The sequence below is a fragment of the Flavobacterium sp. GW823-FHT06G12 genome (genome assembly GCF_058794775.1).
In genome coordinates, this window is the sequence record NZ_JBXAHE010000002.1 from 537,361 (window position 1) to 553,041 (window position 15,681).

17 protein-coding genes are annotated in these 15,681 nt (G+C 31.6%); 8 read left to right on the forward strand and 9 right to left on the reverse strand.

Annotated elements, in window-relative coordinates:
• Position 1 precedes the first annotated feature (1 nt).
• From sprC to AC1Q5Z_RS09225, 4 genes are all read right to left on the reverse strand, one after another.
• Complete coding sequence (gene sprC / locus AC1Q5Z_RS09210; protein ID WP_278020021.1) at positions 2–1,465, reverse strand: gliding motility protein SprC; 1,464 nt, start codon at positions 1,463–1,465, stop codon at positions 2–4.
• The gene (locus AC1Q5Z_RS09215) at positions 1,462–1,860 is read right to left on the reverse strand and encodes a hypothetical protein (RefSeq protein ID WP_233074026.1); all 399 of its coding nucleotides are present in this window, start codon (positions 1,858–1,860) and stop codon (positions 1,462–1,464) included. Before AC1Q5Z_RS09215 ends, sprC begins: the two co-directional genes overlap by 4 nt.
• A gap of 100 nt (positions 1,861–1,960) precedes the next feature.
• Positions 1,961–3,253, reverse strand: coding sequence for a beta-helix domain-containing protein (locus AC1Q5Z_RS09220; protein WP_198855091.1), 1,293 nt, complete (start codon positions 3,251–3,253; stop codon positions 1,961–1,963).
• 181 nt (positions 3,254–3,434) lie between these two features.
• A complete protein-coding gene (locus tag AC1Q5Z_RS09225) occupies positions 3,435–3,887 on the reverse strand; it encodes a hypothetical protein (protein ID WP_198855090.1) in 453 nt (150 codons plus the stop codon).
• A 434-nt stretch (positions 3,888–4,321) separates the two neighbouring features.
• On the opposite strand from AC1Q5Z_RS09225, the gene AC1Q5Z_RS09230 reads away from it, so the two are divergent.
• The 4 genes from AC1Q5Z_RS09230 (at position 4,322) to recA (ending at position 7,636) form a co-directional block, all read left to right on the forward strand.
• Entirely contained in the window at positions 4,322–5,470 is a 1,149-nt protein-coding gene (locus AC1Q5Z_RS09230) for a DNA polymerase III subunit (protein ID WP_286972031.1), read from the forward strand.
• Positions 5,471–5,476: 6 nt separating this feature from the next.
• The gene (locus tag AC1Q5Z_RS09235) at positions 5,477–5,860 is read left to right on the forward strand and encodes a DoxX family protein (RefSeq protein ID WP_095930182.1); all 384 of its coding nucleotides are present in this window, start codon (positions 5,477–5,479) and stop codon (positions 5,858–5,860) included.
• A gap of 113 nt (positions 5,861–5,973) precedes the next feature.
• Positions 5,974–6,483, forward strand: a complete 510-nt coding sequence (locus AC1Q5Z_RS09240) for an acyl-CoA thioesterase (protein ID WP_095930181.1) — start codon at positions 5,974–5,976, stop codon at positions 6,481–6,483.
• Between the two features lie 145 nt (positions 6,484–6,628).
• Positions 6,629–7,636, forward strand: coding sequence for a recombinase RecA (recA, locus tag AC1Q5Z_RS09245; RefSeq protein WP_125718440.1), 1,008 nt, complete (start codon positions 6,629–6,631; stop codon positions 7,634–7,636).
• Between the two features lie 565 nt (positions 7,637–8,201).
• On the opposite strand, the gene AC1Q5Z_RS09250 is transcribed toward recA, so the two are convergent.
• Together AC1Q5Z_RS09250 and AC1Q5Z_RS09255 are read right to left on the reverse strand one after the other, a co-directional pair.
• Positions 8,202–8,945, reverse strand: coding sequence for a lysophospholipid acyltransferase family protein (locus tag AC1Q5Z_RS09250; RefSeq protein WP_343584620.1), 744 nt, complete (start codon positions 8,943–8,945; stop codon positions 8,202–8,204).
• A gap of 151 nt (positions 8,946–9,096) precedes the next feature.
• Complete coding sequence (locus AC1Q5Z_RS09255; RefSeq protein ID WP_343584618.1) at positions 9,097–9,474, reverse strand: GxxExxY protein; 378 nt, start codon at positions 9,472–9,474, stop codon at positions 9,097–9,099.
• Positions 9,475–9,670: 196 nt separating this feature from the next.
• Between AC1Q5Z_RS09255 and trpS the strand changes: the two genes are divergently transcribed.
• Positions 9,671–10,645, forward strand: coding sequence for a tryptophan--tRNA ligase (gene trpS, locus AC1Q5Z_RS09260; RefSeq protein ID WP_492444465.1), 975 nt, complete (start codon positions 9,671–9,673; stop codon positions 10,643–10,645).
• Between the two features lie 54 nt (positions 10,646–10,699).
• Here trpS and AC1Q5Z_RS09265 read toward each other — a convergent pair whose 3' ends face one another.
• Complete coding sequence (locus tag AC1Q5Z_RS09265; protein WP_492444467.1) at positions 10,700–11,380, reverse strand: LytR/AlgR family response regulator transcription factor; 681 nt, start codon at positions 11,378–11,380, stop codon at positions 10,700–10,702.
• Positions 11,370–12,224 (reverse strand): sensor histidine kinase, encoded by an 855-nt coding sequence (locus tag AC1Q5Z_RS09270; protein ID WP_492444468.1) that lies wholly within the window; start codon positions 12,222–12,224, stop codon positions 11,370–11,372. Before AC1Q5Z_RS09270 ends, AC1Q5Z_RS09265 begins: the two co-directional genes overlap by 11 nt.
• A gap of 391 nt (positions 12,225–12,615) precedes the next feature.
• On the opposite strand from AC1Q5Z_RS09270, the gene AC1Q5Z_RS09275 reads away from it, so the two are divergent.
• The 3 genes from AC1Q5Z_RS09275 to AC1Q5Z_RS09285 all read left to right on the forward strand — a co-directional run bounded on the left by AC1Q5Z_RS09275 (position 12,616) and on the right by AC1Q5Z_RS09285 (position 14,473).
• Positions 12,616–13,731, forward strand: a complete 1,116-nt coding sequence (locus AC1Q5Z_RS09275) for an acyltransferase family protein (RefSeq protein WP_492444470.1) — start codon at positions 12,616–12,618, stop codon at positions 13,729–13,731.
• 4 nt (positions 13,732–13,735) lie between these two features.
• Positions 13,736–14,233: a hypothetical protein gene (locus tag AC1Q5Z_RS09280; RefSeq protein ID WP_492444472.1), complete on the forward strand. Its 498-nt coding sequence runs from the start codon at positions 13,736–13,738 to the stop codon at positions 14,231–14,233.
• 117 nt (positions 14,234–14,350) lie between these two features.
• On the forward strand, positions 14,351–14,473 hold the full coding sequence (locus AC1Q5Z_RS09285) for a hypothetical protein (protein WP_492444473.1): 123 nt from the start codon (positions 14,351–14,353) through the stop codon (positions 14,471–14,473).
• A gap of 17 nt (positions 14,474–14,490) precedes the next feature.
• Here AC1Q5Z_RS09285 and dprA read toward each other — a convergent pair whose 3' ends face one another.
• Positions 14,491–15,591 carry a DNA-processing protein DprA gene (gene dprA / locus AC1Q5Z_RS09290; RefSeq protein WP_492444475.1) on the reverse strand — a complete coding sequence of 367 codons (1,101 nt, stop codon included), beginning with the start codon at positions 15,589–15,591 and terminating at the stop codon, positions 14,491–14,493.
• Positions 15,592–15,681 lie beyond the last annotated feature (90 nt).

The following is a 15,681-nucleotide window of genomic DNA, read 5'->3' on the forward strand; positions in this document are numbered from 1 at the left end:
ATTATTTTATAACAGTTATTGATCCTTTTTTTTCACCTGTGTCGGATTGAATGACATAGTAATAAACGGGATTTACATTCTTAAAATCTATATTGTTTTGAGGCCAATCGCCTTGGTAATTCACTACATCCAAAACCATCTCTCCGTTTGAACTAATGATCATTACCTTTGTGTTTGCATTTTTATACTCATCTGGAATATTCCAATAAGGATTCATTCCGCTTAACTTAATAATGTTCGGAATAACACTTGATGATGCAGAATCACCATTTATTTTGAATGAAAATTCTTTACTAGCAACACATCCAGATGCCTGAGCAATTTTTGCTTTATAAATACCTTTAACAGCTACCACATATGATGGCGATGTTTCATTAGGAATTAAGTTGCCGTTCAAATACCACTCATAAGTCGGATTTGTTGCGTCTGTAGTTATAGTAACTGTTATAGTCTCGCCTTCATTTAATTTATATCCGTCTTGAGCGTCAATACTTGCGTTGAAACTATTGCTTTTCAAATCGATGCTTCCTGTTGCTATACAACCGCCAAAATCTACGTCTACAGAATAAACACCAGACTCGTTAGTGCTATAGGTACGATTAGTAGCTCCTGCTATGGCTGCACCATCTTTTTTCCATTGATAACTGTTACCAGATGTAGCAGTTAAAATCGTTCCTGAACCACTGGCACAAAAAGGATTTCCTAAAGATGAGTTTATTGTAATTGCAGACCCAGAAGATGATGAAGAAACTGTAACTCTATTTGAACTGAAATTCACATTCGAACATTGGCCATAATCAAGTTCTGCATAATAAACGCCTGCAGCATTTACTACTAAAGAAGACGAATTTTGTCCTGAAATTAGAACATCATCCTTGTACCATTTGTATTTAATATTCGAATAGTTTGCAGGTGATGATTCTGGCACTTCAGGAGTAAGATTATCAACTGACAAAGTAAAACTGCCTCCAGAACAGAAAGTGGCAGTATTTCTATTTTGATTTATTAAAAACGAAGACACATAATCTTTGTAGAAAACTGAAAAAGAATATGACCCTGAAAAATTTTGTGCTCTAGGACTATTAATTCCGTTACTACTTACTATTCTTAAACTGTAAGTATTAGAACCTTTTAGTGTCGTAGGAATTGCGAATTTAATGGTTTGCTCTGTACCTGATAATTGAATAACATCTAGAGTAGTAGTAGCTGTTGGATTGGTAAAACTACCAAACTCATCAGACAATTGAACAGAAAAAGTAACATTTGAAGCAAAATTTAAATATGAAAAAGTTGCTAGATATTCATTGTATTTAGCGCCATTAACAATATCTCCAGCACAAATATCTTTAAAAGGTAGTTGTTGAGGAGATATTGATGATTGCGCATAAGTATTCGATTCAGTAAAAAGGATTATGCTGAATAATAGTAAAACTTTAAAAAAAGATAAAGTAATTTTTTGAATCATATAGTGCGTGTTCTTGCTAGATCTATACGCTCAAAAAACAAGATATCTATAAATGTTTCTGAGAAATCATATTTGTAGTTTTCAATTACTTCTTTTGCTAGAATTGAAGTAGCCGCAACCGATGAAATCTCTTCACAATCGTTAGATACAGTATTTGACTCAGCCGCTATAGTAAGGCTGTCCTTGGGGGTGGACATCCCTACTATAAACTGATTAAAATTGCCGTTTTCAACAGCATTAGTATTGTTGTTTTGGTTATTAAAAGCCATAGTTAACACACACTCAGAATCAGCAGCCTCAGTAGGTTTTTCTGCTGTATTCTGTGCATATAGAGTTAACGATATAGGCGAAACCAAAAATATTATATATAAAAAATATTTTTTCGTAGATACCATTATGTCTTGATCTTTATTTGGGCCCGTAAGACGATACATAAATTGTGTCTGGGGACTTAATTAATAAAATTTACGCGTGGGAAATAAAAATCGAAACTATTTATCTATTACCGCTAGAAGCTGTGATTTTTCCTAATTGTAATCTGAAATCTGGCTTTTTAGGATTGAAGATGTCAATGAATGTTTCTTTGTTGTCACTTTGTGACATCACGTTAAAGAAAACACTGTTTCCATACCAGCTTTCTAAATCTTCATTGTTAGAATTGTATTCTGTAAAGATGTTTCCATTACATAAGTTGAAATACATTTCCTCAAATTTGATTTTTTTAAGGTTGGCATCATTGATTTCAGTTTTGCTATCTAATAATACAGCAGGGTTAAATCCAGAGATTACACTTCTTTTCATTTCAAGAGAAGCATTTTCTGCTACATAAACAGCTTCTTTTACTAAACCTGCTTGAATATCAGCTTTAATGTTTTCACTGTCGTTAACCATTGTAATATTACTTGCAACAACTAAAGTTTGTTTTTTAGTGAAATCTGTTTCACTTTTCTTCTCATAAGATTTAACCTCCATACAACGAGATCCATCTTTAGTACTAGAGAAGTAAGAAGATCTAACTGCTAAAGAGTTGAAGAAACGACATTGAACTCCTTGAGAAAATTTAAAGTCGTCGTTAACTGATTTATAAGATACGAATTTTGTAGCATTTAAGTCACCACCTAAGATTCCGAAAGAGTCTCCTCCAGCATAACTTACCATAATGTTTTCAAGAACTGTTTTGCTTCCAACACCAGCAAGAGTCAAACCGTTAAAAGTATCAGCTCCTTTTACTTTTTTACCAGCAAATTCAATTCTAACGAATCTTAAAATTCCTGAGTTTGAAGCTACATTGTCTCCTCCGTAAGTAGTCATTGAAGGATCAAGATCAAGGTTATAAGAACCTACATTTCCGAATTTGTTAATCGGTGCATCTCCAAGAATTACAATTCCACCCCAATCACCAGCTTTTTTCATACTGCGGTTTGAAGTAAATACAATTGGATCTGTTTCTAAACCATCAGCTACTAATTGAGCACCTTTTGTAACTACCAATGTTCCTTTTGTTTCGAAATCACCAATAATTACAGTTCCTGGTTCGATTGTTAAAACAGCATTGTTTGTAACATAAACGTTTCCTTGTAGAACGTAGATGTTTCTTTTTAGCAATTTGGTATTAACAGAAATATTTCCTGCCAAAATTTGGTTTGCTTCTCCATAATCAACTTTATTAGGCTTAAACTCAGTCCAGTTGTTTAACCAATTGGTGTAGCCCATAATTCCTTTCTCTTGTTGAGCATTCATACTCGCTACTGTCAAAAGAACGCAGATCAATTGAGTAATTTTTTTCATGATAAGGGGGGTATTACGGTTAATAATAAATTTGGGTATACGTAAATGCAAAAACTCCTCTCGAGTTTTCTGAAGTTTTTCAGGACCCTCGAGAATGAGTTGTTTTTTTATTTTGTTTTTTAAGAATGCCTAGCTGGTATTCACTTAGACTTTCTCAAAAAAGATTTTAAAAAATGCTTTATTACATTTCGTTCAAATCGTTGAACTCGTGTAATGATTTCAATGTACTTTCGTAGAATAAGATTGCAGCGATTAGATTTCCTTTATCAGAGTAAGGCATCATTTTTCTTTGAAAATCTACCGTAGTATCCAAGAAAGTTGTTGTACCAACTGCCTGAGCATCTAAAACTTTTTTGTGTTCGTTATCGTCTGGAATACCTAAGTCTGCCATAGTAACACCTGGTTTTGTAACCAAAGCAATGTAAGGGAGAGTTTTAACTAATACTTTAATACGCTCGATGTATAATTCCAAAAGTTCACCCTTTTGCATACCACTCAATTCTTTTTGATCATGGTATTTTCGGATAAGAGCAGTTGTACTGATAATACTTCTCGGTGCGTTTTTAGCTTGTGCTGAAACAGCCGCAGTAGTTAAGATAAAAAAAGCACTAAATAGAATAATTTTCCCTTTCATAGATTCTTATTTTATAATTGGTTGTTGATAAAAACAAAAATATAGAAATTAACTTAAATTACAACTGTAATGGATTTTTTTTTCAAAAAAATATCTTAAAAAAACCTTAAAAACTAGTGTTATGTCGAGAAAATGTGCGTTTTAACGGGCTTTTTGTTAAAAATGTTAATTAAAAATCCGTAAGATATTAACTATAAAAAATAAGATTTTGACTCTATAAATAACCAAAAAAAACCTTCGTTTGACGATTTTCGGAAAAAAATATTAACAAAAACATCTTGATATTTACTAACTTGAAGATATTTATTAACAAAATTCTGTCGAAAGTGACGAGAAAAATTTTCAAAATTCGATTTCTAAATTTGAAAATTATAACTACGAAATAATCTTATCTCTAAAATTTTTGACTACACATTTTCTTCTATCTTTGCCCAATGCAATTTTCTCAAATTTTAGGTCAAGATTATATCAAAAGCCACTTGATAAAAAGTGCTGCTTCTGGTAGAATTCCCCATGCACAATTATTCGTTGGTCCGGAAGGAAGTGGTACATTAATTACCGCCATTGCTTATGCCCAATACATTTTGTGCAACAATACTGGCGACGAAAATTCAAACGGAAACGATTCTTGTAATCTAAAGTTTGATAACATATCTCATCCCGATCTGCATTTTATTTATCCAACTGTTACCACCGAAGATGTAAAGACAAAACCTAAAAGTTTAGATTTCATTCAGGATTGGCGCGGTTTTATCCAAGAAATGCCATACGGAGGTTTATTCGATTGGTATAAAATTTTGGGGGTTCAAAACAAACAAGGAGAAATTCGTGTAGAAGATGCACAGGAAGTTTTAAAATCACTTTCGCTAAAATCTTACGAAGGCGGCTATAAAATCATGATTATCTGGATGGCAGATAAAATGAATATTGCAGCATCAAATAAACTCTTAAAACTTTTAGAAGAACCATCAGACAAAACAATGTTTATTCTGATTTCTGAAAATGAAGAAGATATTATCCAAACCATACGTTCACGTTGCCAGGTAATTCACTTTAATGGACTTCCAGAAAAAGTAATCGCTGAGGCTTTGGTTGCACAAGAAAATATAGATTCGAATCTAGCCAAAAAAATTGCCCACCAAGCACAAGGAAATTTTAATAAAGCACTTCACTTATTAAAAGAAGATGATGACGATCTTCCATTCGAGCAATGGTTTGTCAATTGGGTTCGCGCCGCTTTTAGAGCAAAAGGAAATGCTGCGGCTATTCAAGATTTAATTTCTTGGAGTGAACAGATTGCTGCGCTAGGACGCGAAAGTCAGAAAAAATTTATTCAATACTGTATCGAAATGTTCCGACAAGCCTTGATGTTAAATTACCAAGCACAAAGTTTAGTTTACATTGAACCGAAAGTGGATAAATTTAAATTGGAAAATTTTGCTCCATTCGTAAACGGAAATAACATTCACGAAATATTCAAAGAACTTTCAGATGCCATGTATCATATTGAAAGAAATGGAAATGCGAAAATAATCCTCACCGATTTATCAATCAAGTTGACTCGTTTAATTCATAAAAAATAATTCATAATGAACAATGTTGCCTCAATTCTACTTTTAGCTTTTCTAGCTTTAACTTTTTTACAATCAGGTTACGAAAAAATTTTTTATTGGAAAGATAATGTAGCTTGGCTTAAAGAGCATTTTGCCAAAACTCCATTAAAAAATCAAGTTCCGTTAGCTCTTTTACATTTACTAATTTTAGAATTGATTTCAGGAATCTTGTGCGTTGTTGGTGGTATTCAATTATTCACAAATAACGGAAGAGAATTTGGTTTTTACGGAGCTATATTTTCATGTATTTGTTTGTTAATGATGCTTTTCGGACAAAGACTTGCAAAAGATTACGATGGTGCGAGAACCATTGTTATATATTTTATACCAGCTGTAATGGCTGTTTACTGGTTGAATTAATCAGTTTCAATTATTAAAAAGTTAGCCACAGATTTCACAGATTTTCACAGATTTTTTTAATCATTTTAATCCGTGAAATCTGTGGCTGAAAAACAAAATTTATTATTCAAAAAATGAATCCAAAACATCCTTCAGAATCTCTAACTATTTTAACTGATTTAGTTTTACCGAGCGAAACAAATCCTTTAAACAATCTTTTCGGCGGCGAATTATTAGCCAGAATGGATCGCGCAGCAAGTATTGCAGCTCGCAGACATTCACGCCGAATTGTAGTAACGGCTTCTGTAAATCACGTTGCTTTTAACAGAGCAATTTCGCTTGGAAGCGTTGTAACCGTAGAGGCTAAAGTTTCAAGATCTTTTAAAAGTTCGATGGAAGTTTTTATTGACGTTTGGGTAGAAGACCGCGAATCTGGAAATAGAACAAAAGCCAATGAAGCTATCTACACTTTTGTTGCTGTAGACGACACTGGAAGACCTGTTGAAGTACCAGCAATTATTCCAGAAACCGAACTAGAAATCCAACGTTTTGATGCCGCGCTTCGTCGTAAACAATTGAGTTTATTGCTTGCAGGCAAAATAAAACCATCTGACGCTACAGAATTAAAGGCTTTATTTTTATAGACTGATTTTGTGACAATTTGGAACAATCAAACTTCAAAAAAAGAAGTAATTTTACAAATTATAAAACTGATCAATAAAATTATAGGAGAATTTTCCTATTTTTATCCAGAAAGACAAAATAATAATTTTAGATATTTAGAAAAAAATGAGTTCAGACAAAGAAGCCAAATTAAAAGCGCTACAATTAACGCTTGATAAACTTGACAAAACCTACGGAAAAGGAACCGTAATGAAAATGGGCGACAGAGCCATTGTAGAAGTAGAAACGATTTCTTCTGGTTCATTAGGTGTTGACTTAGCTCTTGGTGTTAATGGATATCCAAAAGGAAGAATCATCGAAATATACGGTCCAGAATCTTCTGGAAAAACAACTTTGACGCTTCACGCGATTGCAGAAGCTCAAAAAGCAGGCGGTATTGCTGCCTTTATCGATGCTGAGCACGCATTTGATAGAAATTATGCTGAAAAATTAAATGTTGATATCGAGAACTTAATCATTTCTCAACCAGATAACGGAGAGCAGGCTTTAGAAATTGCCGAAAACTTAATTCGTTCTGGAGCTATAGACATTGTTGTAATTGACTCTGTTGCAGCCTTAACACCAAAAAGTGAAATTGAAGGCGAAATGGGAGATTCTAAAATGGGGCTTCACGCACGTTTAATGTCTCAAGCTTTAAGAAAACTTACTGGAACTATCAGTAAAACAAATTGTACCGTTTTCTTTATCAACCAGCTTCGTGAAAAAATTGGTGTTATGTTCGGAAATCCAGAAACTACAACTGGAGGTAACGCACTTAAATTTTACGCTTCTGTACGTTTAGATATTCGTCGTTCTGCACAAATTAAAGACGGTGAAAATGTAATTGGTAACAGAACTAAAGTTAAAATTGTTAAAAACAAAGTAGCACCACCTTTTAAAACTGCCGAATTTGACATTATGTACGGAGAAGGAGTTTCTAAAACGGGTGAAATCTTAGATTTAGCTGTTGAATTTGATATCGTTAAAAAAGCAGGATCTTGGTTCAGCTACGGCGATACAAAACTAGGTCAAGGTCGTGATGCAGTTAAAACTTTAATTAAAGATAATCCAGAACTTGCTGAAGAACTGGAAATTAAAATTAAAGAACACATAAAAGAATTGGCAAATGCCTAAAAAATAAGTCAAAAAAAGACTATTAAAAAGCCGAGAAGATTTTTATGATCTCTCGGTTTTTTTGTTTTTAAAAATAAGATGAAATTTTGACGCAACCATTCTACAAAATCTTCATCTATTAAAAAAAAACAGTGTACCATTGATACTGCCATATATCAATATTGGTATTTTTTTAGAATTTACTTTGGTTGGTTATTTGAGTAAAAACCCGTTAGCTTTCTTCATCTAGCGGGTTTTATCAATTTTTTATTTTTTTTTAAATTTTACACGCAACCTTTTTAGTTTTTCTTCATCATAATAATATGGCATTAACTTGAGTTTTTAGTTAAACTATTTATTATCAACCATTAATATTTTTAACCATGAAAGAAAAAATAGAATTGTTGTACAATAAAAACCGAAGAAAAACCAAATTAAGATTTAAAAAAGTACTGCGTTTTATTTCAGAAAAAATAATTCACAGATAATAAACTTTTGAATAAAAATAGGGGGTTTTTAATTCAAAGAAAAGCCGGTAGACTGATTAAGTCTACCGGCTTTTGTATTTTACATAATGTTTTTATGGTTATTCCTTTTGATAATCCATTAAACCATTATAAATCATATTCCTAACTTGATCTCGTAATTCTTTTCTGTTGTCGCTTGTCAATTCTTTTGTTTCTACGAAAGGTAAAATTCTAGCGCGCATCTTTCCTGGACTTCCACTCAAAAAAGTATATGAAAAACGCTCTTTATTATCTGGATAAACAATCGGCACAATCGGAATCTGATGATCGATCGCCAATCTAAATGCACCGTCTTTAAACTCGTCCAACAAAATACTCTCATCATCTGGAACTCCCCCTTCTGGGAAAATGCAAATACTTAGACCTTGATTTAATCTACTCTGAGCTCTTTTAAAAACTTCATTTTTACTTTTAGAAGAACTTCTATCAACCAAAATACATGTTCTCTTGTAGAAAAATCCAAAAAGCGGAATCTTTACGAGCTCCTTCTTTCCAACAAAAACAAAAGGATTTTTAATTATAGCCAACGTAAGCATAATATCGGTCATAGAGGTATGATTGGCCACGATCATGTAACTTTTGCCTTTAATAAGCTTCTGTTCCCGTTTTACGGTATAAAAGAAACCCATTCCGAAAAGGATAAATTTAGCCCAAATGCGAGCCATTTTAAAGAAATACGGATATCCTTTCTCAGAAAGAATAGAAACGACCAGAAAAGGGAACATAATGAGTATTGGAATGGCCATCAAAACATAAAACCAAACTCTCCAAAGAATCCAAAAAGCAATTTTAAATATTTTCATAGCTTCAAAAGTAAGAAAACAGAAATGAATATTATAAAGATTTTTTCTTAGTTATCGCTTATTTTAACGCAAAGAACGCAAAGGATTTTCGCAAAGTTTTTGAAATGATTATTGTGAAGGTTTATTTTGCGATAAGTTCGCAAAGCCCTATCTATAAATTGTTAACGACTCTTCTAATACCATTTTTTAAAAGAATTTCATTGAAATTTATGAGTAAGCCAAGTTTAAAATTTCCCAGTCTTAAATAGGTTAATGTTTGTGCTAAATGATTAACAGTAAGAGATTCCACACTTTTTATCTCGATTAACAATTTGTTTTCCGCAAGTATATCAATGCGGTATCCACAATCTAGCTTAACTTCTTCAAAAACTAACGGCAAAGATTTTTCTTTTTCAACAAAAAGTCCACGTTGCTTAATTTTATAAAACAAACATTCTTTATAAACATTTTCCAATAATCCAGGTCCAAGTTTTTTATGAATTTCAATGGCTAGTCCAATTACAATATTTGATATTTCGTTTTCTATCATAATTAAAAAACGTTAAATTTATAAATATTTTCTTATGTTTTATAAACAAAGCTTTGCGGACTTATTGCAAAGCAATTTCTTAAAGAATTAAAACTTCTTTACTTTGCGAAAACCCTTTGCGCTCTTTGCGTTAAAAAACTACAAACTTTGTAGTTAAAAAAAACATCACGACATTTGCATTTCAGAAAAAACGAGAATGGCAAAAATACTTACTGGTGTTCAAAGCACAGGAACACCGCATTTAGGAAATTTATTAGGAGCAATTATTCCGGCAATCGAGTTATCAAACGACCCAACAAATGAATCTTATTTGTTTATCGCCGATTTGCATTCAATCACTCAAATTAAAGATGGAAAAACTTTAAGAGAAAACACTTATAGCACAGCTGCGGCCTGGCTTGCATGTGGTTTAAATCCTGAAAAAGTTACTTTCTACAGACAATCTGATGTGGTTCAAACTACAGAATTGACTTGGTATTTAAGCTGTTTTTTTCCGTTTCAAAGATTAACATTAGCGCATTCTTTCAAAGATAAAGCTGATCGTTTGGACGATGTTAACGCGGGACTTTTCACGTATCCGATGTTAATGGCTGCCGATATTCTATTATATGATGCTGAATTTGTTCCTGTTGGAAAAGATCAGTTGCAGCATTTAGAAATTACTCGCGACGTCGCGGCTCGTTTCAATCACCAAATGGGTGAAACATTTGTTCTTCCTGAAGCAAAAATTGAAGAAAACATTATGCTTATTCCTGGAACTAACGGAGGAAAAATGAGTAAATCTGCAAATAATATTATCAATATATTCTTGGATGATAAGACTTTACGTAAACAAGTTATGAGTATTGAAACTGATAGTACACCTCTTGAAGCACCAAAAAATCCAGATACTTGCAACGCTTTTGCTATTTATTCTTTATTAGCAAATGAAGAGCAAACTGCACAAATGAGAGCAAACTATTTAGGCGGAAATTATGGTTATGGTCATGCGAAACAAGCTTTGTTTGAATTGATTACTGAAAAATTCAAAACAGAAAGAGAAAAATATAATTACTACATCAACAACCTTGAAGAAGTTGACGCTTTATTGAAAAAAGGCGCTGCAAAAGCTTCTGTAATTGCCGATGGTGTTCTAACAAAAGTTAGAGAGGTTTTAGGATTTCAAAAATAATTTATAAAACCTAACAGAATTTTAAATCTGTTAGGTTTTTTTTAAAATTTAATTTCAAAAACGGCTTTTAAACTTTTCATAGTTTTGCTTATAACTTCTGCCAATTGGAATTGCATAATTTTCGATTATTAACTCCGTATTGCCAAAGGCTTTAACTTCTTTTAAATTAACTAAAAAAGAACGGTGAACACGCAAAAAACCTTTCGATTCTAAAACCTCCAAATCACTTATTTTATATTTTGCAATGATTGTTTTTCCTTCTTTTAAAACCACTTTGATGTCATTGGCCTGACTTTCAAAAAATAAAATCATTTTGAGTAAAATTTTATATTGAAGTCCTTTTGATTTCAACAATATAAATTCATCTTCTTTACTTTCAGTATTTTCCCTTAAAACACGCTCAACAGCTTTAAAAAAGCGTTCGAATGTTATTGGTTTCAATATATAATCAACCGCTTCAAGTTCAAAGCCTTCTATTGCAAATTCTCTGTATGCGGTTGTAAATATAGTTTTGGGTCTGTTTTTTAATGATTTCAAAAAATCTATTCCAGTTAAATCTGGCATTTGAATATCTAAAAAAACCAAGTCAACGGTTTTAGACTTTGTCAATTTGTAAGCCTCTAAAGCATTTCCAGCGGTGCCAACCAAATGCAATTCTTCTATTTTAGAAATATGATTTTCTAAAAGTTTAACTGCAAGTGGTTCATCATCAACTATAATACAATTAATTTTCATTTGCTGGAATTATTATTTCTACACTAAAGAGATTGTCTTGATTTTGAATTAAATTGGAACTTCGACCTCCGTAAATAATCTTTAATTGTTCCTGAATTATCTTTAAGCCTAAACTTTTTTCATTGTTATTTTCTTTCGGAACAAAAGAATTCTCAATCTTAAAAATCGTTTTTTCGGCATCCGTTTTAATTAAAATTGAAATAAAAATATTTCCGGAAATGCTTCCTGCTCCATGCTTAAAAGCATTTTCTACTAAAGATAAAAACAATAAAGGCGGAACAAGATTTAAAGCACTAATTTCCTCCGTAATTTTAAGTTCTAACCTAGAATCATATCTCAGTTTTTCTAATTCGGCATAATCATGAATTACTTTCAATTCATCAGAAATCTGAATTAATTTTTTCTGGCCTTTATACAAGATATAATCCAAAATATTTGAAAGACGGCTTATCGACTCAGATGTTTTATCAGAATCAATAATTGAAAGCGAATAAATATTATTTAGCGTGTTGAATAAAAAATGTGGATTTAATTGCGTTTTTAAGGCGTTTAATTCCAATTCTGCCTTTTCTTTGAGTATTTGTACCGAATATTGTTTTTCGTTCCTTAAATCAAACATAAATGCTACTGAAACAAAAACAAAACAAGCCGTCACGATTGGAACTACGTAATAGCAGAACAAATAACTCAAATCTGTCAAAATACTTATTAAATTGTCTTGAGGTTCATTTATAAAAAAAGGTTCGGCGACATAAATCGCAAAAATTCTATTTAAAACAGAAAATAAATAAATACAGGCAATTATTGAAATAACAAATAAAAAATAATGCTTTTTATAGAACATCTTTTTTATTAAAATGAAATAAATAAAATTGGAACATAATATTTGAAAAATCAAATGACTCAAATCATACGGAATGATCATAGAAAAAAGCGGATGCTCATATTCAGCATAAATTTTGGCTTCGCCAATTAAAAAAAAAAGAAGCCAAAAACAAATCTGAAAGACAACACTTTGCTTCACGTTATAGTGTAAATTACTCTTTATCATGCTTCAAAAATAGGTAATTGGGGTTCATTTTTTATAAGTTGATTGTAAACAGCTTAATTTTGATGATGAACTGCAAATAATGTCATTGAAATATGAATTTAAGTTATTCAAACATCAAAACTGACTTTACAAATACCATTAAAAAACCTGAAAAAATTCGCTATAGTTTTGCCGAAAAAAACGAATGAATTCTCAAACATCTGAAAAATTTCTTGGCCTAGATCATTTGCGCTCTTTAGCAATTTTAATGGTTCTATTATATCATTATCGCATGTTTCAACATCCAGATTGGGTTGATAAATATGGGCAATTTGGCTGGACTGGTGTGGATTTATTTTTTGTTCTTAGCGGGTTTCTCATTTCAAAACAGCTTTTTGAACAACTTAAATTCTCAAGCAACATTCGCTTCAAAGAGTTTTATATCAAACGCTTTTTCAGAATCATTCCGGCTTATGCTTTAACCCTGTTTCTTTATTTTACTTTTCCTTTTTTTAGAGAAAAAGAAGCTCTGCCTCCATTTTGGAAGTTTATCACTTTTACTCAAAACATCGGACTTGATCTTCTCCATTTTGGAACATTTTCTCATGCTTGGTCTTTATGCATAGAAGAGCAATTTTATTTAATTTTTCCCATAATTCTTCTGTTATTTTTAAAATTCAAAAAAGTATCCTACATCAAATATTTTCTGCTTTTTCTCTTGTTATTCACTTTGTCTTTAAGAATTATTTCATGGCAGTTGCTAATAGTTCCAAACCTAAATAGCTCAGATTTATGGAGAATCTGGTATATGAAAATTTATTACCCAACATACACCAGATTAGATGGTTTAATAATTGGAATTGGTATTGCATTTTTCTATGAATATTCCAAGCGTTTCAAAAATTTCGTTAATTCATATGGCAATCAATTATTCTTAATTGGGTTAATAATTGTTGGATTTTCATTTTGGATTTGCAGTAATCAAATTTCACAATTAGCATCAACGGTTGGATTTACAACTGTTTCAATTGGCTATGGATTGATTGTAATGTCTGCCATTTCAAAATCTTGCTTTTTATACCATTCAAAATCGATTTTATCGACTCAACTCGCATCACTTTCCTTTTCTATCTATCTCACACACAAAGGAATTATTCACTTAACTCAAATAGTTCTGCAAAAATTAAATATTGATAACGAAGGACAAATCGCTCTGCTCAGCTGTTTTATAAACTGCATTATAATCAGCTTATTTATTAAATATTTAGTAGAAAAACCTTCTTCAAAAATTAAAAATTATGTGCTAAAAATTAAATCTTAAAAACATGAAAACAGTAATTACAATTTTATTATCATTCATTTCTTTAAACTTTACTTTTGCTCAACAAACATTAAAAGATCAAGAAGAAATACATCAAATACTAAATGCATTTATGCAAAGTATCGCAAAAAAAGATTCTATAACTTTTAATAGTTTGTTTTTTAAAGAAACCGTGAATTGGATTGGTGTAATCAAAGAAAAAAGTCAAGCCAAAAGACTCGAAGCTAAGCCAACAATCATAAAAAATTATTTTACTGGCACATACAGTAGCTTTATTCAATCTATTCTGCAAAGCAAAAAAAGTGAGGAAAAGTTTGAAAAGATAATTATTCAAAATGACGATGTTATTGCCAGTGTTACATTCGATTACAGTTTTTGGTCAGAAGATTCGATGACAAATTGGGGTGAAGAATACTGGCAATTAGTTAAGATTAATGGAAAATGGAAGATAACAAGCGTTCTTTTTTCTATTGAAATTTCTAAATATTATCCTAAATCTTAATTTCAAAACAATGTTTTTTAAAAAACGCTGATCATTTTAAAATGGTCAGCGTTTTTCTTTTAAAGTTCTTTTTACTTTTTGTAACTTTAAGTATATTAATCATTTAAAAAAACAAAGATGGATAAGTATATTGAAGATTATAATGTTCCACCGTATGTATTTCAAATCCTAAACATCGTTTTTGGATTATTGATGATCTATATTTTATACCGATTGTACAAACATTTTACAAAAAAATAAATATAAGATTTTCTGCGTTAAATTGATTCAAAAAGTTTTCCAGGAAGTGGCCGTATAACACCTTTTAATTCCATATTAATCAGAATTCCAGAAAGTTTGAAAATTGGAATTTCACATTCTATTGCAATGATGTCTAATAATTCTTTTCCAGCCTTTTGAAGAAAATCGTAAATCTTTTGTTCATCAGCATCTAATTCTACAAAAAGCTGTTTCTGAATGCTTTTGGGATTTTCTTTAATATCCCAATTTAGCATATAGATTAAATCTGCTGCACTTGTCAGTACGTTCGCTTTCTGAGTTTTAATCAAATTATTACAACCTTGACTGTATTTATCGGTGACTCTCCCGGGCACAGCAAAAACATCACGATTGTACTCATTTGCCATATTTGCAGTAATCAAAGATCCTCCTCTATCGGCAGATTCAATTACAATTGTTGCTTCAGTCATACCAGCAACAATACGGTTTCTACGAACAAATTTTTCTTTATCGGGATTTGAATCACTCCAAAACTCTGTTATAAATCCACCATTCTCCTCCATTTTAGCCATGTATTTTTTATGCGTTCGGGGATAAATTTGATTCAAGCCATGAGCCAAGACGCCAATTGTTTGCAAATTATAATCTATAGCCGCTTGATGTGCAACAATATCAACACCATACGCAAACCCGCTCACAATTACTGGATCTAACGGAGCTATTTCTTCAATCAACTTTTTGCAGAAATCGGTTCCGTAAGAAGTGATTTGTCTAGTGCCAACAATACTAATTATTTTTCTGTTTTTAAGATCTATGTTTCCTGCTGTAAAAAGTAAAATTGGAGCATCAAAACAATGTTTAAGTCTTTCTGGATAGCTTTCATCTTGAAAAAAAGAAACCTGAATTGTATTGTTTTTAATGAACAATAATTCTTTCTCCGCCCTTTCAAATATTGTTTTGTCCTTTAAATTCTTCAACAAAACAGATCCAATACCGTCAACGGCCGCCAGCTGAGAATTTTTGGCTTTAAAAATGTCTGAAGCCGATCCAAAAGAGTGGAGCAGTTTTTTGCCTAAAATATCACCCACTCCATCAACTTTCAACAAGGCAAGTAAACTAAATAAATCCTGATCGGTCATCTTTTTAAAACATTATGTAAAATAGAAAAAATAATTTTGATTTTTTGAATCGCAAATATCATTAAAACAAAGTTATTTCTTGTTAAAATA

Excerpts from the sequence above, each read along its gene's own strand:
- sprC (WP_278020021.1), bottom strand. The coding sequence starts at position 1,465 with ATGATTCAAAAAATTACTTTATCTTTTTTTAAAGTTTTACTATTATTC.
- AC1Q5Z_RS09215 (WP_233074026.1), bottom strand. The coding sequence starts at position 1,860 with ATGGTATCTACGAAAAAATATTTTTTATATATAATATTTTTGGTTTCG.
- AC1Q5Z_RS09220 (WP_198855091.1), bottom strand. The coding sequence starts at position 3,253 with ATGAAAAAAATTACTCAATTGATCTGCGTTCTTTTGACAGTAGCGAGT.
- AC1Q5Z_RS09225 (WP_198855090.1), bottom strand. The coding sequence starts at position 3,887 with ATGAAAGGGAAAATTATTCTATTTAGTGCTTTTTTTATCTTAACTACT.
- AC1Q5Z_RS09230 (WP_286972031.1), top strand. The coding sequence starts at position 4,322 with ATGCAATTTTCTCAAATTTTAGGTCAAGATTATATCAAAAGCCACTTG.
- AC1Q5Z_RS09235 (WP_095930182.1), top strand. The coding sequence starts at position 5,477 with ATGAACAATGTTGCCTCAATTCTACTTTTAGCTTTTCTAGCTTTAACT.
- AC1Q5Z_RS09240 (WP_095930181.1), top strand. The coding sequence starts at position 5,974 with ATGAATCCAAAACATCCTTCAGAATCTCTAACTATTTTAACTGATTTA.
- recA (WP_125718440.1), top strand. The coding sequence starts at position 6,629 with ATGAGTTCAGACAAAGAAGCCAAATTAAAAGCGCTACAATTAACGCTT.
- AC1Q5Z_RS09250 (WP_343584620.1), bottom strand. The coding sequence starts at position 8,945 with ATGAAAATATTTAAAATTGCTTTTTGGATTCTTTGGAGAGTTTGGTTT.
- AC1Q5Z_RS09255 (WP_343584618.1), bottom strand. The coding sequence starts at position 9,474 with ATGATAGAAAACGAAATATCAAATATTGTAATTGGACTAGCCATTGAA.
- trpS (WP_492444465.1), top strand. The coding sequence starts at position 9,671 with ATGGCAAAAATACTTACTGGTGTTCAAAGCACAGGAACACCGCATTTA.
- AC1Q5Z_RS09265 (WP_492444467.1), bottom strand. The coding sequence starts at position 11,380 with ATGAAAATTAATTGTATTATAGTTGATGATGAACCACTTGCAGTTAAA.
- AC1Q5Z_RS09270 (WP_492444468.1), bottom strand. The coding sequence starts at position 12,224 with ATGTTCTATAAAAAGCATTATTTTTTATTTGTTATTTCAATAATTGCC.
- AC1Q5Z_RS09275 (WP_492444470.1), top strand. The coding sequence starts at position 12,616 with ATGAATTCTCAAACATCTGAAAAATTTCTTGGCCTAGATCATTTGCGC.
- AC1Q5Z_RS09280 (WP_492444472.1), top strand. The coding sequence starts at position 13,736 with ATGAAAACAGTAATTACAATTTTATTATCATTCATTTCTTTAAACTTT.
- AC1Q5Z_RS09285 (WP_492444473.1), top strand. The coding sequence starts at position 14,351 with ATGGATAAGTATATTGAAGATTATAATGTTCCACCGTATGTATTTCAA.
- dprA (WP_492444475.1), bottom strand. The coding sequence starts at position 15,591 with ATGACCGATCAGGATTTATTTAGTTTACTTGCCTTGTTGAAAGTTGAT.